The 18,886-nt window shown below is 67.1% G+C and carries 17 protein-coding genes; 11 read left to right on the forward strand and 6 right to left on the reverse strand.

Features of this window, described 5'->3' with window-relative positions; all coding sequences use genetic code 11:
• Window positions 1-31: 31 nt before the first annotated feature.
• On the reverse strand, window positions 32-217 hold the full coding sequence (locus ACXU4B_RS14415; RefSeq protein ID WP_131411373.1) for an antitermination protein NusB: 186 nt from the start codon (window positions 215-217) through the stop codon (window positions 32-34).
• A gap of 202 nt (window positions 218-419) precedes the next feature.
• On the opposite strand from ACXU4B_RS14415, the gene ACXU4B_RS14420 reads away from it, so the two are divergent.
• The 5 genes from ACXU4B_RS14420 to ACXU4B_RS14440 all read left to right on the forward strand — a co-directional run bounded on the left by ACXU4B_RS14420 (window position 420) and on the right by ACXU4B_RS14440 (window position 5,095).
• Entirely contained in the window at window positions 420-1,427 is a 1,008-nt protein-coding gene (locus ACXU4B_RS14420; RefSeq protein WP_240734117.1) for a hypothetical protein, read from the forward strand.
• Between the two features lie 68 nt (window positions 1,428-1,495).
• Window positions 1,496-2,128 carry a ParA family protein gene (locus tag ACXU4B_RS14425; protein WP_131411276.1) on the forward strand — a complete coding sequence of 211 codons (633 nt, stop codon included), beginning with the start codon at window positions 1,496-1,498 and terminating at the stop codon, window positions 2,126-2,128.
• Window positions 2,129-2,170: 42 nt separating this feature from the next.
• Window positions 2,171-2,644, forward strand: a complete 474-nt coding sequence (locus ACXU4B_RS14430; protein WP_131411274.1) for a SixA phosphatase family protein — start codon at window positions 2,171-2,173, stop codon at window positions 2,642-2,644.
• Between the two features lie 32 nt (window positions 2,645-2,676).
• Complete coding sequence (locus ACXU4B_RS14435) at window positions 2,677-3,207, forward strand: YceI family protein (protein WP_458910894.1); 531 nt, start codon at window positions 2,677-2,679, stop codon at window positions 3,205-3,207.
• A gap of 22 nt (window positions 3,208-3,229) precedes the next feature.
• Window positions 3,230-5,095 carry a phospholipase D-like domain-containing protein gene (locus ACXU4B_RS14440; protein ID WP_131411270.1) on the forward strand — a complete coding sequence of 622 codons (1,866 nt, stop codon included), beginning with the start codon at window positions 3,230-3,232 and terminating at the stop codon, window positions 5,093-5,095.
• Between the two features lie 44 nt (window positions 5,096-5,139).
• Here ACXU4B_RS14440 and ACXU4B_RS14445 read toward each other — a convergent pair whose 3' ends face one another.
• Complete coding sequence (locus ACXU4B_RS14445; protein ID WP_131411268.1) at window positions 5,140-5,655, reverse strand: energy transducer TonB family protein; 516 nt, start codon at window positions 5,653-5,655, stop codon at window positions 5,140-5,142.
• 24 nt (window positions 5,656-5,679) lie between these two features.
• Complete coding sequence (locus ACXU4B_RS14450) at window positions 5,680-6,963, reverse strand: acetyl-CoA C-acetyltransferase (RefSeq protein ID WP_131411266.1); 1,284 nt, start codon at window positions 6,961-6,963, stop codon at window positions 5,680-5,682.
• 113 nt (window positions 6,964-7,076) lie between these two features.
• Between ACXU4B_RS14450 and ACXU4B_RS14455 the strand changes: the two genes are divergently transcribed.
• Window positions 7,077-8,204 (forward strand): hypothetical protein, encoded by a 1,128-nt coding sequence (locus ACXU4B_RS14455; RefSeq protein ID WP_131411371.1) that lies wholly within the window; start codon window positions 7,077-7,079, stop codon window positions 8,202-8,204.
• A 123-nt stretch (window positions 8,205-8,327) separates the two neighbouring features.
• Window positions 8,328-10,793, forward strand: coding sequence for a sensor domain-containing protein (locus tag ACXU4B_RS14460; RefSeq protein ID WP_131411264.1), 2,466 nt, complete (start codon window positions 8,328-8,330; stop codon window positions 10,791-10,793).
• A gap of 31 nt (window positions 10,794-10,824) precedes the next feature.
• Here ACXU4B_RS14460 and ACXU4B_RS14465 read toward each other — a convergent pair whose 3' ends face one another.
• The 3 genes from ACXU4B_RS14465 to ACXU4B_RS14475 are packed head-to-tail and all read right to left on the reverse strand — an operon-like array spanning window position 10,825 to window position 13,701.
• Window positions 10,825-11,286 (reverse strand): GNAT family N-acetyltransferase, encoded by a 462-nt coding sequence (locus ACXU4B_RS14465; protein ID WP_131411262.1) that lies wholly within the window; start codon window positions 11,284-11,286, stop codon window positions 10,825-10,827.
• An 11-nt stretch (window positions 11,287-11,297) separates the two neighbouring features.
• Window positions 11,298-12,695, reverse strand: coding sequence for a nitrogen regulation protein NR(I) (ntrC, locus tag ACXU4B_RS14470; RefSeq protein WP_131411260.1), 1,398 nt, complete (start codon window positions 12,693-12,695; stop codon window positions 11,298-11,300).
• Window positions 12,688-13,701 carry a two-component system sensor histidine kinase NtrB gene (locus ACXU4B_RS14475; protein ID WP_131411258.1) on the reverse strand — a complete coding sequence of 338 codons (1,014 nt, stop codon included), beginning with the start codon at window positions 13,699-13,701 and terminating at the stop codon, window positions 12,688-12,690. Before ACXU4B_RS14475 ends, ntrC begins: the two co-directional genes overlap by 8 nt.
• Before the next feature lie 222 nt (window positions 13,702-13,923).
• Between ACXU4B_RS14475 and ACXU4B_RS14480 the strand changes: the two genes are divergently transcribed.
• From ACXU4B_RS14480 to ACXU4B_RS14495, 4 genes are all read left to right on the forward strand, one after another.
• The gene (locus ACXU4B_RS14480; protein WP_458910895.1) at window positions 13,924-14,874 is read left to right on the forward strand and encodes an MBL fold metallo-hydrolase; all 951 of its coding nucleotides are present in this window, start codon (window positions 13,924-13,926) and stop codon (window positions 14,872-14,874) included.
• Window positions 14,875-15,641: 767 nt separating this feature from the next.
• On the forward strand, window positions 15,642-16,538 hold the full coding sequence (locus tag ACXU4B_RS14485) for an RNA polymerase sigma-70 factor (RefSeq protein ID WP_131411255.1): 897 nt from the start codon (window positions 15,642-15,644) through the stop codon (window positions 16,536-16,538).
• A 474-nt stretch (window positions 16,539-17,012) separates the two neighbouring features.
• Window positions 17,013-17,600 (forward strand): TMEM175 family protein, encoded by a 588-nt coding sequence (locus ACXU4B_RS14490; protein WP_131411253.1) that lies wholly within the window; start codon window positions 17,013-17,015, stop codon window positions 17,598-17,600.
• A 162-nt stretch (window positions 17,601-17,762) separates the two neighbouring features.
• Window positions 17,763-18,845 carry a LysR family transcriptional regulator gene (locus ACXU4B_RS14495; protein ID WP_131411369.1) on the forward strand — a complete coding sequence of 361 codons (1,083 nt, stop codon included), beginning with the start codon at window positions 17,763-17,765 and terminating at the stop codon, window positions 18,843-18,845.
• The last annotated feature ends 41 nt before the right edge of the window (window positions 18,846-18,886 follow it).

Consider the following 18,886-nt stretch of genomic DNA (forward strand, 5'->3'; position numbering starts at 1 on the left):
GCTGCCGGCGACGGCGGCGGGCCTTTTCGTATCAGAACAAGGTCTGGCGGGCCTTGGGCATCAACACCAGCACCAGCGTGGCAATCGGCCCGCCCACCAGGGAAAGCAGGAACCAGAGCAGGCCGCTGCGGTTCTTGCCCTGGGCCAGTCCGGCGTTGATCAGGGCCAGCGTGCCCCAGCCAACGAACCACGGCGCAGCTCGGCCATCGGCCAACATGGAAAAATCGTTCACTACTTGTCTCCTGTGCTGCGCCGGATGATGAGCCATCCCGGGGCCTAGCGAAGCGGCCATGCTAGCAAGCCTTGGGCCTTTCTTACGCCTGCCCTCCCGCCGTGGATCAGGCGAGCTTAATGCGGGAGCGGTATGCTGGCCGCTTCGTTTTCGCAAGGAATACCCGATGCTTGGACGGCGTCTCCTCATGGCCGGGCTGGTTTTTGCCGCGCTGACGGGCCCGACCCTTGCCGCCAAGGCACCTGCCAAGGCCTCCGCCGGGCCCGCCGACAAGCAGCTGGTCGCGCGTCGACAGGCATTGCGGGCCTTCCAGCGTGACCTGGTCAGCGTGATCGCGCCGCAGGCCGAGCCCATTCCCCTGCTGGGAGCCGCCCTGCTGGCGCGCCCGCTGGCGGACCTGCCCGATTTCAACAGCTTCCACAGCCTGATCGAACGTGCCGAGCAGGCACCGGGCGCCGGCCCGGAAATCAACTGGGCCCGCCTCAGCGACTGTGACGCCAAGGCCGACAGTTGCCCCAACGTGGACGCGATGGACAAGCTGACCGGGCAGGCGCCGGACAACGCGGCCGTGTGGCTGCTCAGGCTGGGCCAGGACGTTCGCAACAACCAGGCCGACGCCGCTCGCCAGGACCTGACCAAGGCCGCCGCCGCCAAGCTTTACGACGATTACACCGGCGCCAGCCTCAAGGCCCTGGCCACCACGGTGACCCTGTTGCCGCCGCCGGCGGCGGTGATCAACCCGCTGTCGCCCACGGGCGCCGTCGGCGTGCAGGTCACCATGGTGTTCGGGCTGGCCGATGCCCAGCCACAACCCGGCCTGCAGGCCACGGCCCGGCTGTGCGAGGACGGCAGCAGCGACGCCGCACTGAAGGCCGACTGCCTGAAGCTCGGCAAGGTGCTCGAATGGAGTTCCAGCCCGCTGGCCCGCTCGCTGGGCCTGCATCTGCGCGAAGTGCTGGCCGACGATCCGTCCCAGCAGGACGACGCCCGCCGGGCCCGCCGCAACCTCGTCTGGCAGGTGCAGAACTTCGCCCAGTTGTCGGCGCGCGCCCAGAGCGAAACGGCGCTGGCCCAGCATCTGCTAGCGCTTGCCCGCACCGGCGGCACGGAAATGAGCCTGCTGCTCACCGCGTTGCGCGATTACAACATCGCCGTCGAAGCCCCGGCCGACTGGCAGCCAGGCAAGGCGGGCTGACCCGCGCTTGCCTCGCTGCCCCGGCCTTCGTGTAGGCTTGGGCCCAGCTTGGATTCAGGGGCAGCATCATGCTGACGGTACTGGTAGCAAGCAGCAAAGGCGGTTGTGGCAAGAGCACGCTGGTGACCCAGCTGGCCTCCCACTGGGCGCAGGATGGCAAGCACACCGCCATCGTCGATGCCGACCGCCAGCGGTCCGGCTTCCGCTGGGCCGCGCAGCGGCCGGACAACGTGCCGGGCGTACTGGCGCTGGAAGGCGGTCGCCGCTCCCTCGAGAAACTGCCGACCGACACCCAGCGGGTGCTCATCGACACGCCGGCCGGTTCGCAGGAACGCGACCTCGAACCCTACCTGGAGCAGGCCGATGTGCTGCTCGTGCCGGTGCTGCCGTCAACCTTTGACCTCGATGCCACGTTCGACTTCCTGGAGCACCTGAAGCAGATCGGCCGGATCAGGCGCGGCAAGCTGCCGGTGGGCCTTGTGGGCAACCGCCTCAAGCCCTGGACGCATGCCAGCCAGGACGCCATGGAACGGCTGGCCGAGCGCTCGCCGTTCCCGGTCGTGGCGCAGTTGCGTGACAGTCAGGCCTATGTGCTGCTTGCCGCACTCGGCAAGGGTATCTTTGATTACGCTTCGGAAAACGTCCGGAGCCATCAGGAGGACTGGAAACACCTCCTTCGATGGATCAAGCGCCCGCACTGAATCGCAAAGCGCGACGGTGGGGCACGACCTTGGAGCATAGCCATGCACGAACTGATCCTGTTGCGCCACGCCGAAGCCCAGCCGGCCCCGTCCGGCGGGGACGACCATAGCCGGCGCCTGAGCGGGCGCGGCGAACAGGAGGCACGAGCCGCCGGCAAGTGGCTCGCCTCGCACGGCGTCAAGCCGGACCGCGTGCTCTGTTCGCCCTCCGAACGCACCCGCAGCACCGCGGCGCTGGCCCTGGCCGCACTGAAGCATGCGCCAACGCTGGAGCTGGCCGACGATATCTACGAGGCCACGCCGGGCGAACTGCTGGCGCTGCTCGACCAGCACGGCGACGCCGAAACGGTGATGCTGGTCGGCCACAACCCTGGCATCGAACGGCTGGTGGCACTGCTGGTCGAAGGGCGCTCGGACGAATTCCGCGGCATGCCGCCCGGTGGTCTTGCCGTACTGCACCTCGGCGGCGCGCTGGAACCGGGCAATGCCCGCCTGGATGCATTCTGGTCACCGTGAACTGGCAGGTCGTTGGCTGCCTGGCAGCCCTTTTGCTCGCTATCTGGCCGGCGCATGCCGCCGACTACCGCATTGATGCTACGCGATCGCATGCCGTGTTCGGCGTGCGGCTGTTCTGGCTCAGCCAGGTCAATGGCCGCTTCGACAAGATCGACGGCGACGTGACGCTGAGCAGCCTGCACGACAGCGCGGTGGTGGATGCAAGCATCGATGTGGACAGTATCCAGATGGGCTCGGACCGCATCCGCCGCTGGGTGCTCGCGTCGGAGTTCTTCGACGTCTCGCACTTTCCTTCGATCCATTTCGTTTCCGACCCCGTCTCGCTGGCCATGCTGGAGAAGGGTGGCGACCTGGACGGCACGCTGACCGTGCGCGGCATCACCCGGCCTGCGCATTTCGAACTGCTGCCGTCGCACTGCACGCTCGAAGCGCCGCAGGAGTGCGTGATTGCCGTGCGCGGCACCATCCAGCGCAGCGACTTCGGCATGAGCAGCCATCGCACCGTGCTTTCCGACAGCGTCGAACTCGGCATGCTGATCAGCCTCGATTACGGCAGCCGCTAAGGCGACCCCTTATCATCGCGGGATGCACCAGCGCCGGATCGCCCTAGCCTCCCTGCTCGCTGCGATCCTGATCCTGACGGGATGCAGCGTGTCGCCCACCCGCATCCAGCGCGCTGACGCCGCGGTTGCCGGAAGCACCCAGCACCAGGTCGTTTGCGACCAGGCCGATCGCTGCGCGATCAGTTCTCCCCTGCTCGACGCGGCGCATGCGGCGATGGCCGACTCCACCGATGCGCAGCCGGTCCACGTGGTCACCCTGCTCAACGACAGCGAGGCGGCGATGGTGGCGCGGCTCAACCTGATCCGCGCCGCGCAGCATTCCATCGACGTGCAAACCTACATCTGGGACCAGGACGACGCCGGCCAGCTGGTGCTCAACGAACTGCTGCAGGCCGCACGGCGTGGCGTGAAGGTGCGCATCCTCGCCGACCAGCTGTTCTCCTTCGGCAATCCCGGCCTGCTCGATCGCCTCGCCACGGCGCACGCCAACCTCGAAGTGCGCCTGTACAACCCGACCTTCCACGAGTCGCAGACCTCGGCGGTGGAATTCAGCGTGGGCGTCGTCTGCTGCTTCATGAAGTTCAACCAGCGCATGCACAACAAGCTGCTGCTGGTGGACGACACCATCGGCATCACCGGTGGACGCAATTACCAGGACCGCTACTTCGACTGGGACGACGACTTCGACTACGTCGATCGCGACGTGATGGTGGGGGGCCCGGCGGCGCGTGCCATGGCGGCCAGCTTCGAGACATTCTGGAAGCACAAGCGCGCCGCGCCGCTGACGCACTTGCGCGACATCAACCGGGACCTGCTCGGCAACCATCCGCCCACGCCGTGGCCCGCGCCGCACTATGCGCATCCGCAGCGCGTGGCACGCGTGCTGGAAGAGGCCGAGGACGGCGACTGGCTGGACGACGCGCTGGTCAGCGAAACGCTGCGCACCGGACGCGTCGACTACTTCAGCGACCTGCCGGCCAAGACGAAGCAGCCGGACAAGCGCAGCGCGCAGGAATTCACCGCGCATGTCATGCACATGATCAGCAGCGCGCAGCATGAGGTGATCCTGCAGACGCCCTATCTCGTGCTGAGCGACCAGGCCCAGGCGATCTTCGCGCGCCTGCGCCAGGCGCCTGCGCCGCCCCGCATCGTGGTGTCCACCAACTCGCTGGCCTCGACCGATGCGTTCGCGGTGTATGCGATCTCGTACAAGCATCGCAAGCGCTACCTGGAGGAAGACGGTTTCGAAATCTACGAGATGAAGCCGCGTGCGGCAGGCCCGGTCGAAGACAACGCCGAGGCCGCCGACGACGAGGGACCGTCATCGTCGACCAGCCCGGGCAGCAAGGCGCGGCGACGCATGGGTACGGAGCGTGGCCTGCTCGGCAGTCACGGCGACGCCCGACGCAACCGGCCCGCACCGCTGACCACGCCGGGCCGTCGGTTCGGCCTGCATGCCAAGTCCATCGTGGTGGACGACGACTTCGCCATGGTCGGCTCGCACAACTTCGATCCGCGGTCGGACCACTACAACACCGAGGCGGGCGTCATCGTCTATGACGCGCGCTTCGCCAGCGAACTGCGCGCCAGCATCCTGCGCGACACCCAGCCCGAAAACGCATGGGTGGTCGGCCCGCGCCAGCGGAGCGGCATGAGCGAGGCCATCGGCGACGTATCGGCGAGCCTGCCGGTGTTCGACCTGTGGCCGTATCGCTATGCCACCAGCTACGACCTCAAGGCCGGCTGCACGCCGATGCGCCCCACGGATCCGGGCTTCTTCAGTTGCTATACGCCGGTGGGCGATTTTCCTGACGTGAACATCTCGTCCAAGCTCATCTATACGCGGCTGATCACTGCGTTTGGCTCGGGGGCGAAGGGGATTCTTTGATTGTGCGGGGGCGTTGCCTTGGTCGGGGCGCATCCGGTGCGCTGCTACAGCGAAGCGCTGTTGTCCTCGAAGCGCATCACCAGCTGGCCGGTCAGTCCGTCGGGTCGATCCGACGGCACGGCGAAGCGCCAGCGCTGCACCGTGCGCACGGCGCGATCATCCAGCGCGGCATTGCCGCTCGATTGGGCCACCGACGCCGCCTGCACGCGTCCTTCGCCATCCACCGACAGGCGCAGCACCACGCGTCCGTTGGCCAGCACCAGGCGGCCGATCAGCGGACTTGGCAGCGACGGCATGTCGACGGGGGTCAGTGAGGGCAAGGCAGGCGCGGCCTCGGCGCGCGGCACGCTGGCGAGCGGACTCACCGGCTCCCGCGGCGGCGGCGGCCGCAGCGGTCGCGCATGCCGGCGCAGCACCGAGCGCACCTTGTCGACGTGCGAAACCGCCGTCGATGCCGGACCTTTCCAGTCGTCGGTCAGCGTGCTCAGCCAGGCCGTGCCGGCAATACCCACCACCAGCGCAAGCAGGCTGAGGCCGGTGGTGGTGCGCAATCTCCACATGCGAGGGGGCTGGCGCGCAGGCGCTCAGCGCTCAAGGATCGCGGTGACGCCCATGCCACCGGCCGTGCAGATGGAAATCAGGCCACGGCCCGAACCCTTCTGCTCCAGCAGCTTGGCCAGCGTGGCGATGACGCGCGCGCCGGTGGCGGCAAACGGATGGCCTGCCGCGAGGCTGGAGCCATGCACGTTGAGCCTGGCCGGGTCGATCGAACCCAGCGGCTGGTCCAGGCCGAGGCGGCGCTTGCAGTAGTCGGCACTTTCCCAGGCGCGCAGCGTGCACAGCACCTGCGCCGCGAAGGCCTCGTGGATCTCGTAGAAATCAAAGTCCTGCAGGCTCAGGCCATGGCGCGCCAGCATGCGCGGCACGGCCACCGTCGGCGCCATCAGCAGGCCCTCGCCGTGCACGAAGTCGACCGCCGCCACTTCGGCATCGCGGAACCACGCCTGCACGGTCAGGCCGCGCCTGGTCGCCCACTGCTCGGTGCCCAGCAGCACCGCGGCCGCGCCATCGGACAGGCCGGTGGAATTGCCGGCCGTGAGCGTGCCGTGCCCCGAGGTCTTGTCGAACGCGGGCTTGAGCTGGGAAAGCTTCTCCAGCGTGGAATCCGCACGCAGGAAGCCATCGCGCTTCAGGCCGCGGAACGGCACCACCAGGTCGTCGAAGAAGCCGGCCTCGTAGGCGGCGGCCAGCTTGCGGTGGCTGTCGAGCGCCAGCTGGTCCTGCGACTGGCGGGTGATGTGCCACTCCCTGGCCATCTTTTCGCAGTGGTCGCCCATCGACATGCCGGTACGCGGCTCGGCCACGCCCGGGAACGCCGGCTTGAATTCCTTGAACGAGAAACCCTGGGTGGCCGCGCGCAGCTTGTCCTGCCAGCTCTTGGCTCGATTGAGCGCCAGCAGGCGCTTGCGCAGGCGCTCGCCCAGCACGATCGGCACGTCGCTGGTGGTGTCCGAGCCACCGGCGATGCCGGCCTCGATCTGCCCGGTGGCGATCTTGCCGGCGATGATGATGGCGTTGTCCAGCGAGGTGCCGCAAGCCCGCGCCGTGGTGATGGCCGGCGTGGTCGACGCCAGGCCGGAGGAAAGCACGGCCTCGCGGGCCAGGTTCCACTCGGACGAGTGCCGGATCACCGCACCCAGCGCCACTTCGCCCAGCTCCTGGCCGTGCAGCCCATAGCGCTCGACCAGCGACCCCAGCACCTTGACCGACATGCCGAAGTTGCCGACGTCGGCGTAGGCGGTGTTATTGCGGCAAAACGGGATGCGTACACCGCCAATCACACCGACGCGCTTGAGCGTGTTTTCCATGGCCTGGGCTGTCCGGAAAGCGAGTCCTCAAGGCTAACCCGCCCCGCCACGCCACGGAAGCCCAAAAGCCCCGAATGCTAGAATCCGGTTCCTTGCCGTTTGGGTTTGTCACCGTGGAAGCGCAAACACTCGTCGCCCTGCCTGTCGTGCTGGCGCTGGAACTGTCCGCCGGCGACACGCCGTCACGGCGCACGCTGAGCCGCGACGAAGCGGCCGAACTGGCCGCGCTGGTGGCCGCCGACCTCCATGCGCTGGTACCGCAGGTGAGCGAAGCGCGCATGGCGCTGGCCGGCGCACTGTTTGACGCGGTGGAGCTGCTGCGGCCGGGCTTCCCGGTCTGGGCCACGCTGGACGAACTGGCCCGCCGCGTGCCGCGCGGCCATCTGGAAAACGTGGTGGCCTTCGGTTCCCATGAAGGCCACATGCCGGCACAGCCGCTGGAACCCGAGGCGATCTTTGGCGACGGCCCGATGCGCCTGCTGCCGATGTCCCTGCTGGCCCCGGAGGCGCTCGCCGAAAGCCTGTCGGAGCGGCTCGAGGTCGAACTGGTCGGGCGCGGCGAAGCCGGCCCGCGCACCGCCGACTGGCTCATGCGCACGTTGGGCGTACGGCTGGAGCACGCGCGTTACCTCAGCCGCAACGACCTGCTGGCGCTGACCTGCGTGCAGTACGAACACGTCAACCTCGCCCCGCTATGGACCCTGCTGGAAGCGGCGCTGCTGACGCCCTATCGCGAGGAATCCACCATGAGCGCGCGCGGCCTGGCCCTGCGCTACGTCGGCGGCCGGGTGGAGGTGCAGTCCCCCTCGGCCTGGCTGCACGGCCAGTCGGGCGACGTCGCCCAGCGCGCCCACGATTTCGCCGGCGTCGTGTTCGAGCTGCGTCAGTACGCCGCCCTGCTCGATGCCCACCACCTGCCGCTGGTGCTCCCGGGCGGCGAGGCCGCGGCCGGTTATCTGCTGGAAACGCTGGCTGCCGCGGAAAGCGGCTACGACGCCCCGGCGCTGTACGCCCACGAGGCGCCGGGACTGGGCGTGGTGGCGCTGACGCTGGCCCAGCGCGGCGAGGGTGGCCGCGCACGCGTGCTGGCCCATGGCTATCCGCTGCACCCGCGGGCACTCGGACCGCTGGTGGCCGAGCTGGCCGACCGCCACGGCATCGCCCCCGATGTACACGCCCTGGGCAGCATCCTCGTCGACGCCACGGGCCAGCTCGGGGCGCCGGCCCAGCCGCTGCACTGAACCGGCGCGAGAGCTGCATCACAAACGGCCCGGGTCGCTGTCACGGCTGATCTGCAAAGCAGGCCACAGTTGTCGCATGATGCGGGGGAAGGCGCTGCAGGGGCGCCAGTGGCGACACCACACATGCGGCAGATCGATGGAGAGTTCGTCCCGTCCGGTGGCGACGCCCAGTGGCCCGCTCATGTGCTCAATGGCGCGCCTGCGCTCGTCACGTACATCGATCGCGACCGCCGCTTCCGCTTCGCCAACGCCACCCACCAGCCATGGCTGGGCATTGCGCCCGCGCAGATGGTCGGGCAAGTGGTGGACGATGTCATCGACGCCTGGAGCCTGGGACGCGCCGGCACCTGCCTGGAGCAGGCCCTGGCCGGCGAGCCGGCGGTCTACGAAGGCGAGCTGTTCAGCGGCCCCGCGCGCAGCTACGTGCACGGCAATTTCCAGCCCGACTTCGACGAGCAGGGACAGGTCCGCGGCGTCTTCACCGTGTTCATCGACATCTCCGCCCGCCACGCGCTGGAGACGCAGCTGCGCGAGAGCGAGCAGCGCTTCTACGGTGCCTTCCAGCACGCACCCATTGGCATGGCGCTGGTGACGCCCGACAGCCACATGCTGCGGGTCAACGACGCGCTGTGCCAGATGCTCGGTTACAGCGAGCAGGAGCTGCTGACCAAGACCCTGCTCGAGCTCACGCATTCCGACGACCTGGTCACCTCGCGCGAGCTGTCCCGTTCGATGGTGGAAGGCGAGCGCGAAAGCTACCAGCTCGAGAAGCGCTACGTGCACCGCGACGGCCATACGGTGCACGTGATGCTCAGCGTGTCGCCGGTACGCAACGCGGCGGGCCAGCCCTACCACGCCGTGGCGCAAATCCAGGACATCAGCCAGCGCAAGGCGTACGAGGAGGCGCTGTTCCGCGAGCGCGAGCTGGCCGAAGTCACCTTGCGTTCGATCGGCGACGCCGTGATCACCACCGACCTGCACGACCGCGTGACCTCGCTCAATCCGATTGCCGAGGCCATGACGGGCTGGACCCACGCCGAGGCGATGGGTCGCCCGATGAGCGAGGTGTTCCGGCTGATCGACAGCCGCACGCGCGAACCGATGCACAATCCGTTGCTGGACGCGATCGCGCGCGACACCATCGTCGAACTGAAGGGCAATGCGGTGTTGCTGCATCGCAATGGCTTCGAAACGCCGATCGAGGATTCCGCCGCTTCGATCCACGATCACGCCGGCAGCGTGATCGGCGGCGTGCTGGTCTTCCACGACGTCAGCGAAACACGCGCGCTGGCATTGAAGATGGCGCACCTGGCCCAGCACGACACGCTGACGGGCCTGCCCAATCGCAGCCTGCTGCAATCGCGACTCGAACAGGTGCTGGCTGCCGCCAACCGCCGGCAGGACCAGATCGCCTTGCTGCATATCGACCTGGATCACTTCAAGCAGGTCAACGACACGCTGGGCCACGAAGCAGGCGATGGCTTGCTGCGCGCCTTCGCCACCCACCTGCGCGAGGTCTTGCGCAGCGAGGACACGGTCAGCCGCGTAGGGGTCGACGAGTTCGTGGTGCTGCTTTCGCATGTGGACGGCCGGGCCGGCGCCGGGCAGCTGTGCGAGAAGCTGATGCGCCTGTGGCAGGACTCCGGCGCAGGCAGGCTGGGCGACCTCAACATCCATTTCAGCGTGGGCATCAGCATCTATCCGGACGACGCCAGGGACGCGGAGTCCATCCTGCGCAACGCCGACGTGGCCATGTACGAAGTGAAGATGCAGGGCCGCAACGGCTACCGCTTCTTCACCCCGTCGATGAGCGAGCGTCCCGCCGAGCGCCAGCGCATCGAGCAGGACTTGCGCAAGGCGCTGGTGCGCGGCGAGCTGAGCCTGCACTACCAGCCCAAGGTGGATGCCATCTCGAGCGTCACGGTTGGCGCCGAAGCCCTGCTGCGCTGGCAGGTCGATGGGCGCGACGTCTACACGCCCGACGAATTCATCCCGATCGCCGAACAGACCGGGCTGATCGTGCCGATCGGCGAATGGGTGATGCGCGAAGCCTGTCGCCAGGCGGGCGAGTGGCATCGGGCCGGTCGTTCCATCGTGGTGGCGGTGAACGTGTCGGCGCCGCAGTTCCAGCACGAGGGCTTCCACGGCGCGCTGCAGGCGGCCCTGCAGGAAGCCCGGCTGCCGCCATCGCTGATCGAGCTGGAACTGACCGAACGCATGGTGATGTCCGCCGGCGACCAGAGCCGCGCGCTCATGCAACGCATCAAGGAACTGGGCGTCAGCCTGGCCCTGGACGATTTCGGCACCGGCTATTGCAGCCTGTCGTACCTCAAGTATTTCCCGATCGATGCGCTGAAGATCGATCGCACCTTCGTGCGCGACATCGCCACCGACGCCGACAACGCCGCGATCACCGATGCCATCATCGCCATGGCGCACGGCCTGGAGATGAGCGTGGTGGCCGAGGGCGTGGAAACGCAGGCCCAGGCCGAACACCTGCGACGCGCCGGTTGCTCGATGCTGCAGGGTTTCCTGTTCGGCACGGCACTGCCGGCGCAGGAGCTGGAGCTGCGGCTGGCGCCAGCCTGAGCGATGCGTGGCTCGGCAGGCGTGCCGCCGATCAGGAGCCGCCCGCGAACTCCGCCTCATACATGTAGTAGTGGCAGCGCGCCATGCCCAGTCCCGCATAGATGCGCTGCGCCCGCTCGTTCTCGGTTTCCACGTACAGGCGCAGTCCCACCGCGCCGGCATCCTTCGCGCGCTGCTGCGCGTCGTGATAGAGCTGGCGGAACACGCCGTCCCGTCGCGCCGACTCCACCACGTAGACGCTCTGGATCCACCAGAAATCGCCGGCGCGCCAGTCGCTCCACTCATAGGTCACCAGCAGGCAGCCGACAGGTGCGCCAGCGCGCTCGGCCACCAGGTAGAAACCGCGGCGCGGTTCGTCGAACACGGCGGTGACGCCGCGGTCGAGCACGGCCGGATCGAGTGCCTTGTGCTCGGTTTCCCAGGCCATCGCGACGTTCCACTGCGCAATGTGGGTGATATCGGAACGCATGGCGATACGGGTGGTCACGGTCATGGCGGATCGGCTCAGGGTCTGGAAGGGCGCCGGGTGCGCGAGGCACCGAGCTTGCGGGTGAGCGTGTTGCGGCCCACGCCAAGCGCGGCCGCGGCATGCTGGCGGTGGCCTTCGTGCGCGTCCAGCGCGGCCTGCAGCAGGGTCTGGTCCAGCGCTTCGCGTGCACGCGTGTGGATGTCGAGTTCGCCGTCGGCGATGGCCTGTGCGGCCCACTCGCGCAGCGCGTCGGTCCATCCGCCGGCACTGGCGGCGGCGGGTGCCTGGCCGAGATCGGCCGGCAGTATTTCGGCGCCCGGCGCGATCACCGCCAGGCGCCGACACAGGTTTTCCAGCTCGCGCACGTTGCCGGGGAAGTCGCGTTGCGCGATGGCCTTCAGCGCGGCGCGCGAGAAGCGTTTCGGCGGCAGTTTCAGTTCCAGCGCGGCGCTGGCGAGGAAGTGCTGGGCCAGCAGCGGAATATCACTGCGACGCTGGCTGAGCGAGGGCAGTTCGATGCGCACGACATCCAGGCGATGCTTGAGGTCGGCCCGGAAGTGACCGGTGGCGACGCGCGCATCCAGTTCCTGGTGGGTGGCGGCAATGATGCGCACGTTGCCGCGCATCAGCTCGCGGCCGCCGACGCGATAGAACTCGCCGCCCGCCAGCACGCGCAGCAGGCGCGTCTGCAACGCCAGCGGCATGTCGCCGATCTCGTCGAGGAACAGCGTGCCCCCTTCGGCCTGCTCGAAGCGTCCGGCATGGCGCCGCGTGGCGCCGGTGAAGGCGCCTGCCTCGTGGCCAAACAGTTCGCTTTCGAGCAGCTCGCTGGGGATGGCTGCCGTGTTCAAGGCCACGAAAGGCTTGCCGCGACGCGTGCTCTCCTCGTGCAGCGCCCGCGCGACCAGTTCCTTGCCCGTGCCGGTCTCGCCGGTGATCAGGACGTTGAGATCGCTGGCGGCGACGCGACCGATCAGGCGGAACACCTCGCGCATGGCCGGACTTTCGCCCAGCAAGGCATGCGTCGGTGCCGCCGGCGCGACAGGCACGGATGCGGCGATCGGCACATCGGACAGCGCGCGCTGCACCGCGGCCACCGCCTGGTCCAGGTCGAACGGTTTGGCCAGGTAATCCACGGCGCCGGCGCGGTAGGCGGCCGCCGTGGTCGCCACATCGGTATAGGCGCTCATCACGATGACCGGCCCCACGCCCTGCGCCTTCAGCGCCGCCAGCAACGCGAGGCCGCCCTCGCCCGGCATGCGCACGTCCGTCAGCAGCATGGCCGGGCGCGCCGTGCGCAAGGCGGCGCGCACTTCCTCGCCGTCGCCGAACTCGCGCACCAGCAGGCCCGCATCGCGCAGCGCCTCGGCCAGCACGAATCGCACGCCGCGGTCGTCATCGGCAATCCAGATCTCGCGACGTGGCTCAGTCATGGGCATGCCCCATCGGCAGGTAAAGTGAGAACACGGTTTCTCCCGGGCGGCTGGTGTAGCGCAGTTCGCCGCCATGCTCGCGCGCAATCTCGCGCGCCAGCGCCAGGCCCAGCCCGGTGCCGTCGGCACGGCCGGACACCAAGGGTTCAAACAAGGTATCGCGCAAGGCCAGGGGCACGCCCGGGCCGTCGTCCAGCACATCCACGCGCAGCGCCATGCGCGCCGCGCGCTCGCCCAGCCGCACGACCGGTTCGGCGCGGGTACGCAAGGTCAGCGTGCGGGCGCCCGCCTCCAGCGCATTGCGTGCAAGATTGAGCAGCAGCTGCAGCAGGCGGTCGGCATCGCCATGGATGTCCGGCAGGCTGGGGTCGTAGTCGTGCCGCAACGCCGGCGGCGCGGATTCGGCCAGCAACAGGTAGCCCAGTCGTTCCAGTTGCTCGTGGATGTTCACCGGGCCCATGCGCGCGGCTCCGCCCTCGTGACGCAGCAGGCGGTTGGCCAGCGCGGCGAGGCGGTCGGCCTCGGCAATCACCAGGCCGGCGAGCGAACGCAACTGTTCGTCGTCGATACGCCGCTGCAGCAACTGCGCCGCGCCGCGCAGGCCAGCCAGTGGATTCTTCACCTCATGGGCGAAGCCGCGCAGCGTGGCCGACAGCGGCGTTTCGGAAGGGGCCGGCGGTGCCAGCGCATGCACTTCCAGCAACAGCTCGCCGCCGGGCAGCGGCTGCATCGACACATCCATGCGAGCGGCGTCACCGCGCGCGGAAGGCACGTCGATGCCGCGCAACTGCAGCGGCGCCGGCTCGTGCAAGGCGCGCTGCGCCAACGCCATCCATTCCGGCCTGTGCAGCAACACGGCCAGCGACTGCCCCACCGCGCTGCGGGGCCCGATCGCCAGCAATTCCGCCAGCGCGGGATTCACCCAGCGCAAGCGCAGCTGCGCATCCGCCAGCGCCACCCCGGTCGCCAGCGGTTCTGCCCAACTGCGGTCAGCGCTATCGCTCATTGCACCATCATGGACAATGCGTCGTCATGGTGCAATGCGCAGGCTGTTCAGGGCGGGGAAGCGAGCGGCGAGGTGGTGCGTATCAGACACCAGAGTGATCTCGCTGCAGGCCTTCTGGGTCGTTCCCTTCATGTCTACGCTGGGCCTTCGCCGTGATCCATGCCCGGCACCCAGGGCGCTGCACGGTGAATTGCTGCTGGTCGTCCGACTGGCTTGGCCTGCTTGTTCGGGCCGTCTTTTTTTGGAGAAGTCATGATCCTTTCCACAGATCACACGTTGCGCCCGGGTAGCCACAAGCCCGACGACCTGGTTCCGTCCCGTTACGCGCTGCGGATCGGCGAGATTGACGTGCTGGTGATCAGCGATGGGGTGTTTCCGCTGCCAGCCACGACCCTGGCCACCAATGCCGACCCGGCCGAGCTTGAGGCCTGGCTGGACGACAGGCTCCAGCCGCACGACGTGTACAAGTGGCCGCTGAACGTGGTCGTGGTGCGCAGAGGCGAACGGACCATTCTCATCGACTCCGGGGTTGGGGAAGAATTCCCGGACGCCCCGCAGGTCGGGCGCCTGGCCATGCGACTGGACGCCGCCGGCATCGATCCCGCATCCGTGACCGATGTGGTGATCACCCATCTGCACGTGGACCACGTTGGCGGCCTGCTCGCGGGCGGGTTGATGAGCGGCCTGCGTCCGGACGTGCCGATCCACCTGGCGGCCGCCGAGATCGCCTTCTGGACGTCGCCCGACTTCTCGCATAACGCTTTTCCACCGGGGATGCCGGACGTGCTTCGCTCGGCCGCCGAGCGGTTCGTGGACAAGTACCGTCACCGGCTGCGGCTGTTCGAGTCGGAGTACGAAGTGGCGCCGGGAGTGGTCGTCCGTCGCACCGGAGGCCACACGCCCGGGCACAGCGTGGTCCGCCTGGCGTCCGGCGGCGCGCGGCTGGCGATTCTCGGCGATGCGGTGTTCCCGGACCATTTCGACCGACCCGACTGGTACAACGCTTTCGATCACGACCCCGAGGAGGCGGTCCGCGTCCGCGTCCGTCTCTTGCGGGAACTGGCGGCGACCGGCGAGCCGCTGGTGGCCACTCACCTGCCGTTCCCGTCCGTCGGCCGCGTGGTGATGGCCGGCGACGCGTTTCGTTGCATACCGGGCGCCTGGGAGTACTGACCGCTTGCCACGGTGACGGGCCGAACGTGGCCTGCGCTACGAGATGCTGATCCACGGTCGTACGGTCGCCGCGACGGGCATTCGATCCGTCGCCGGGCAAGTCACCCCTACGTGGGCAACATGCTGATGAGCCATCGCAGCTTGTCAGTGCCGCGTCCTCGATGAAGAAGCGCGGGCCCTTCTTCGCCGGGATGAAGGGCATCGCGCCGTGGCGCTTGAACTGATGCAACCCACGGCGGAAGTGGACCGACCTCACCACCGCCCATTCCACGTCAACGAAGCCCGGGCAATGCCGGATGCCCGGGAGTGATCCCGGGTTCCGGTGCTCTTCCCGCGAGGTTCCTGGCTGTGGACGCTTTCGGTGATTGGCTGGAAGCCATCGACGATCCCGCAACGCATGTGTTGAGCGATGCGAAGGACCGGGCGCCTGACGGACGCTCAGTGCCAATGGACGACATGGTCGTGTCCTGCCTGCCTCCTGCAAGCGACCTTCGTATGGCCAAGCGTTGCCGGCAGCCCCTGGCCACATGGCCAGAAGGCGGTCCGCAAGCAGGAACCGTTGGCGGCGGGACTCATCGACGCCGACGCGGCCCGATCCAGGCACTATGACCGACGTCCGATGTCTCGACTCTGCCAGATGATGCATAATTCGCGGCATATCGTGGGTTGCCGGATTCGCGGAATGGTGATTTCTCGGCCTTCTTCACCGCGCAACGACAGTAGGTTCATCACGTCAACGGGGCCAGGTCAGCCTGCGTCTGATTGCTGTGAACGATGCCAACGTCACCTTCCATCGACTCCGGGCCCGCCTGCAGGCTATTGCCTATAGCATGCTCGGCTCGATGGCGGATGCCGAAGACGTCGTACAGGATGTCTGGCTTCGATGGCATGACGCCGACCAGTCCATCGTCAACAACGTTGAAGCGTGGCTGGTGACCGCCACCACGCGAGTGGCGATCGACCGCCTTCGCGCATTGAAAGTTCGCCGTGAGCACTATGTCGGCCAATGGCTGCCCGAGCCTGTATTGACGGAAGGCCCGGCAACCCCTGAACAGATCCAGGAGCGTCACGGCGAAGTTTCCGTGGCACTGCTCTCGATGCTCGAGCGCCTTTCCGCCGAAGCCCGTGCAGCCTTTCTCTTGCGCGAAATCTTTGACGTGAGCTACGCCGAGATCGCCGACGGCATCGGCAAGAGCGAGGCGAGCGTTCGCCAGATCGTGCATCGGGCAAAGTCCCAGCTGCGGGATGGGCAGCCGCGCTATGCCGTTTCGCCGGAGACACACGGTCGCATCGTGGAGCGATTCGCCAAAGCACTGTCCCTCGGTCAATTCAAACTTCTGGCGTCCATCCTGGCCGAGAATGCGGAATTGATCGGCGACGGCGGTGGCAGGCAGTCAAGCTTCCCCGAACCCATGCACGGCGGGCAGCGCATAGCGCAGCTCTTGTACGCATCCAGCCTCCGCAACAAAAGCACGATCCGGATCGAGCTGGCATCCATCAACGGCGAGCTCAGCGTGCTGCGCTATATCCACGATGCGCTTGAGTCGGTGCAGACACTCGAAACCGATGGTGATCATATCGTTCGCCTCCTCGTGCAGCGCAACCCGGAAAAGCTGGCACGCGTTGCGTCTGAACTTGGCGTCCCGCTATTCGCGCCACTTTGACCGTAGCCACCGGCACGGCCGCACAGGACCTGCCGCTGACGTGGCTATCGCGGCACTCCGATTCAGGAAGCGCGGGCAGGCATGCGTTGACCGCTTCCTGGTGCGCCGTTGTCATGACATGAGGTGCGCCTGGACCCTTGGCCAGAAGGGGCAAAGGACGTCGTCCGATGCGCGCGCCAAGGAGTGCCTGGCCACGCAAGACGTCGGTGCGAGAACCTTGTGGTATGCGACAAGGCAGAAGTCCATATCGCGGCCAACTGTGCGCCGATGATAGATGACGCAACCTGACGCCAGTAGATGCGGCGATGTACATCTCGCATTGCCGGTGACGCACCAATATGACATTCATTTTCCGTCGCAACTCGCTTAACGTGTGCAGCCTGCCGCGGCGTCATCGTCTTGCCTTTCAAGCCATGCATCGCGCGCTTCGCTCAGGTTGGCGCAACGGTGCGCAGTCGTCCGTGAGGTGCCGTCATCGAAAAGGAAAGACTTGAGACTTTCACCGACGGAGTCTTCGCGGTGGTCATCACGGTCATGGTGCTCGAGCTGAAAGTACCCTCGGCACCGACCTGGGGATCGCTGCTTGAACAGGGCAGCGTATTCCTCAGTTATGTCATCAACTTCCTCTATGTGGGGATCTATTGGAACCACCATCACCATATGCTCACGTTGACCAGGCGCATCAACGGCATGGTGATGTGGTCCAACCTGCTGTTCCTGTGCTGCCTGTCGCTGTTTCCTTTCTCCATCGCGTGGCTGAACAAGGCCACGCCGAGGCCCGCGTGCGTGCCGACGGTTTTCTACGGAATCACCTTGTTGTTGACGATGCTTTCCTGGCAGTGCCTCTCCCGCACCCTGGTCAGCGCCAATGGCGGATCGACGTCAGAACTCCAGCAGGCTCGTGGATCCGATCGCAAAGCGAAGCTTTCTGTTTACGCCCACGTCGCGGCGATCGTGCTGGCCTTTCGCTGGCCAGGCGTGTCTTGCGGCCTGTACGCCGCCATGGCTGGAATCTGGTTCGTACCCGACCGCCCGATAGAGCCGACAGCTACGCAGGACTAGCGCCTGGATGGCCATCGCACGGTGGTGCGCCGCCGGCTTGCGAAGCGACGCCCCGGATGCATGTCACAAATGCTTCGGCTGAAACGACTAGGTCGCACGGGGTGGCCCGCTTCAGGCCTTCTGCGCGCCGCCGCCCGCATATCAGGCAGGAATCCAGCAAGTATGTCCCATATGACTCTCGATGTTCATGACAAGGCACAGGGCGACGCCGCGGACTCGCTGGCATCCAGTTTTGCGGCCAGTTATACCGGTGTCGTCGCATTCATTGCGGTGGTCGCCGAAGGGAGCTTCGCGCGTGCAGCCGACCGCCTGGGAATTTGCCGCTCCGCGGTCAGCCGAAATGTCCAGAAGCTTGAAGACCAGCTCAACGCGAGACTCTTTCTGCGCACGACACGAAGTACTTCGCTGACCAGGGAGGGCGAGCTCTTCTATGAGAACTGCAACCCGGGGGTCCAGCGCATCGTGCAGGCGCTTGAAGACATGCGCGAACTGCGTGCCGGACCACCGCGCGGGCATCTGAGCATCAGCGCTTCCATGGGCTTTGGCCGCCAGGTCGTGGCGCCGTTGCTGGCCGATTTCTGCGCCCGCTATCCCGAGATATCGCTGGATTTGCGGCTGGAAGACCGGGCGACAGACTTCACCATGGACCGCGTCGATGTGGCCATCAGGGACGGCCAGCTCGAGGACAGCCAGATTGTCGCCAAGCGCCTGGTCCCCATGCAGATGCTTGTCTGTGCATCCCCGTCATACATCCGTCGATACGGTGCGCCCCAAAGCGTGGACGACCTTGCAAGTCACATCTGCATCAACTTTCGCAATGCGTCCGGGCGGGTTGCCGATTGGGAATTCAAGGTCGATGGCCAGCGACGCAAGGTGCTACCGCCGTCGATATGCACGTTCAATGATGTGGGTCTGGTGCACCAGAGCGTGCGGGACGGCTTCGGCATCGCGCAGCTCGCAGGCTACCTGGTAGCCAGCGACTTGCGCGATGGCCAGCTGGTGACGTGCCTTGAGTCCTATGCACCCGATGATCGTGGGCACTACCTGTGCTACCAGAGCAGGCGGCATTTACCGGCCCGCATCCGTGTCTTCATCGACTATGTCACCGAGGCGGTACGCGCCCTTGACCTTGGCTATGCCGCGGATATGCCGGCGCCTGCACTGGCAGGGAACGAATCGCTGCACACTCCCGGGCCCGGCCAAGGGCGCGTCCTGCAGCCATGCCTTCTCGATCCGCTCGATTGATATCTTGTGGGTCATGCGGAGAGTCCCCCCACGACACGCAT

Source organism: Dyella soli, assembly GCF_054482295.1.

What these genes read in the sequence shown, in the direction of transcription:
- ACXU4B_RS14420 (WP_240734117.1), top strand. Translation starts at nt 420, where the DNA reads ATGGCCGGGCTGGTTTTTGCCGCGCTGACGGGCCCGACCCTTGCCGCC.
- ACXU4B_RS14415 (WP_131411373.1), bottom strand. Translation starts at nt 217, where the DNA reads ATGTTGGCCGATGGCCGAGCTGCGCCGTGGTTCGTTGGCTGGGGCACG.
- ACXU4B_RS14450 (WP_131411266.1), bottom strand. Translation starts at nt 6,963, where the DNA reads ATGGAAAACACGCTCAAGCGCGTCGGTGTGATTGGCGGTGTACGCATC.
- ntrC (WP_131411260.1), bottom strand. Translation starts at nt 12,695, where the DNA reads ATGACTGAGCCACGTCGCGAGATCTGGATTGCCGATGACGACCGCGGC.
- ACXU4B_RS14425 (WP_131411276.1), top strand. Translation starts at nt 1,496, where the DNA reads ATGCTGACGGTACTGGTAGCAAGCAGCAAAGGCGGTTGTGGCAAGAGC.
- ACXU4B_RS14445 (WP_131411268.1), bottom strand. Translation starts at nt 5,655, where the DNA reads ATGTGGAGATTGCGCACCACCACCGGCCTCAGCCTGCTTGCGCTGGTG.
- ACXU4B_RS14475 (WP_131411258.1), bottom strand. Translation starts at nt 13,701, where the DNA reads ATGAGCGATAGCGCTGACCGCAGTTGGGCAGAACCGCTGGCGACCGGG.
- ACXU4B_RS14430 (WP_131411274.1), top strand. Translation starts at nt 2,171, where the DNA reads ATGCACGAACTGATCCTGTTGCGCCACGCCGAAGCCCAGCCGGCCCCG.
- ACXU4B_RS14460 (WP_131411264.1), top strand. Translation starts at nt 8,328, where the DNA reads ATGCGGCAGATCGATGGAGAGTTCGTCCCGTCCGGTGGCGACGCCCAG.
- ACXU4B_RS14440 (WP_131411270.1), top strand. Translation starts at nt 3,230, where the DNA reads ATGCACCAGCGCCGGATCGCCCTAGCCTCCCTGCTCGCTGCGATCCTG.
- ACXU4B_RS14495 (WP_131411369.1), top strand. Translation starts at nt 17,763, where the DNA reads ATGTCCCATATGACTCTCGATGTTCATGACAAGGCACAGGGCGACGCC.
- ACXU4B_RS14465 (WP_131411262.1), bottom strand. Translation starts at nt 11,286, where the DNA reads ATGACCGTGACCACCCGTATCGCCATGCGTTCCGATATCACCCACATT.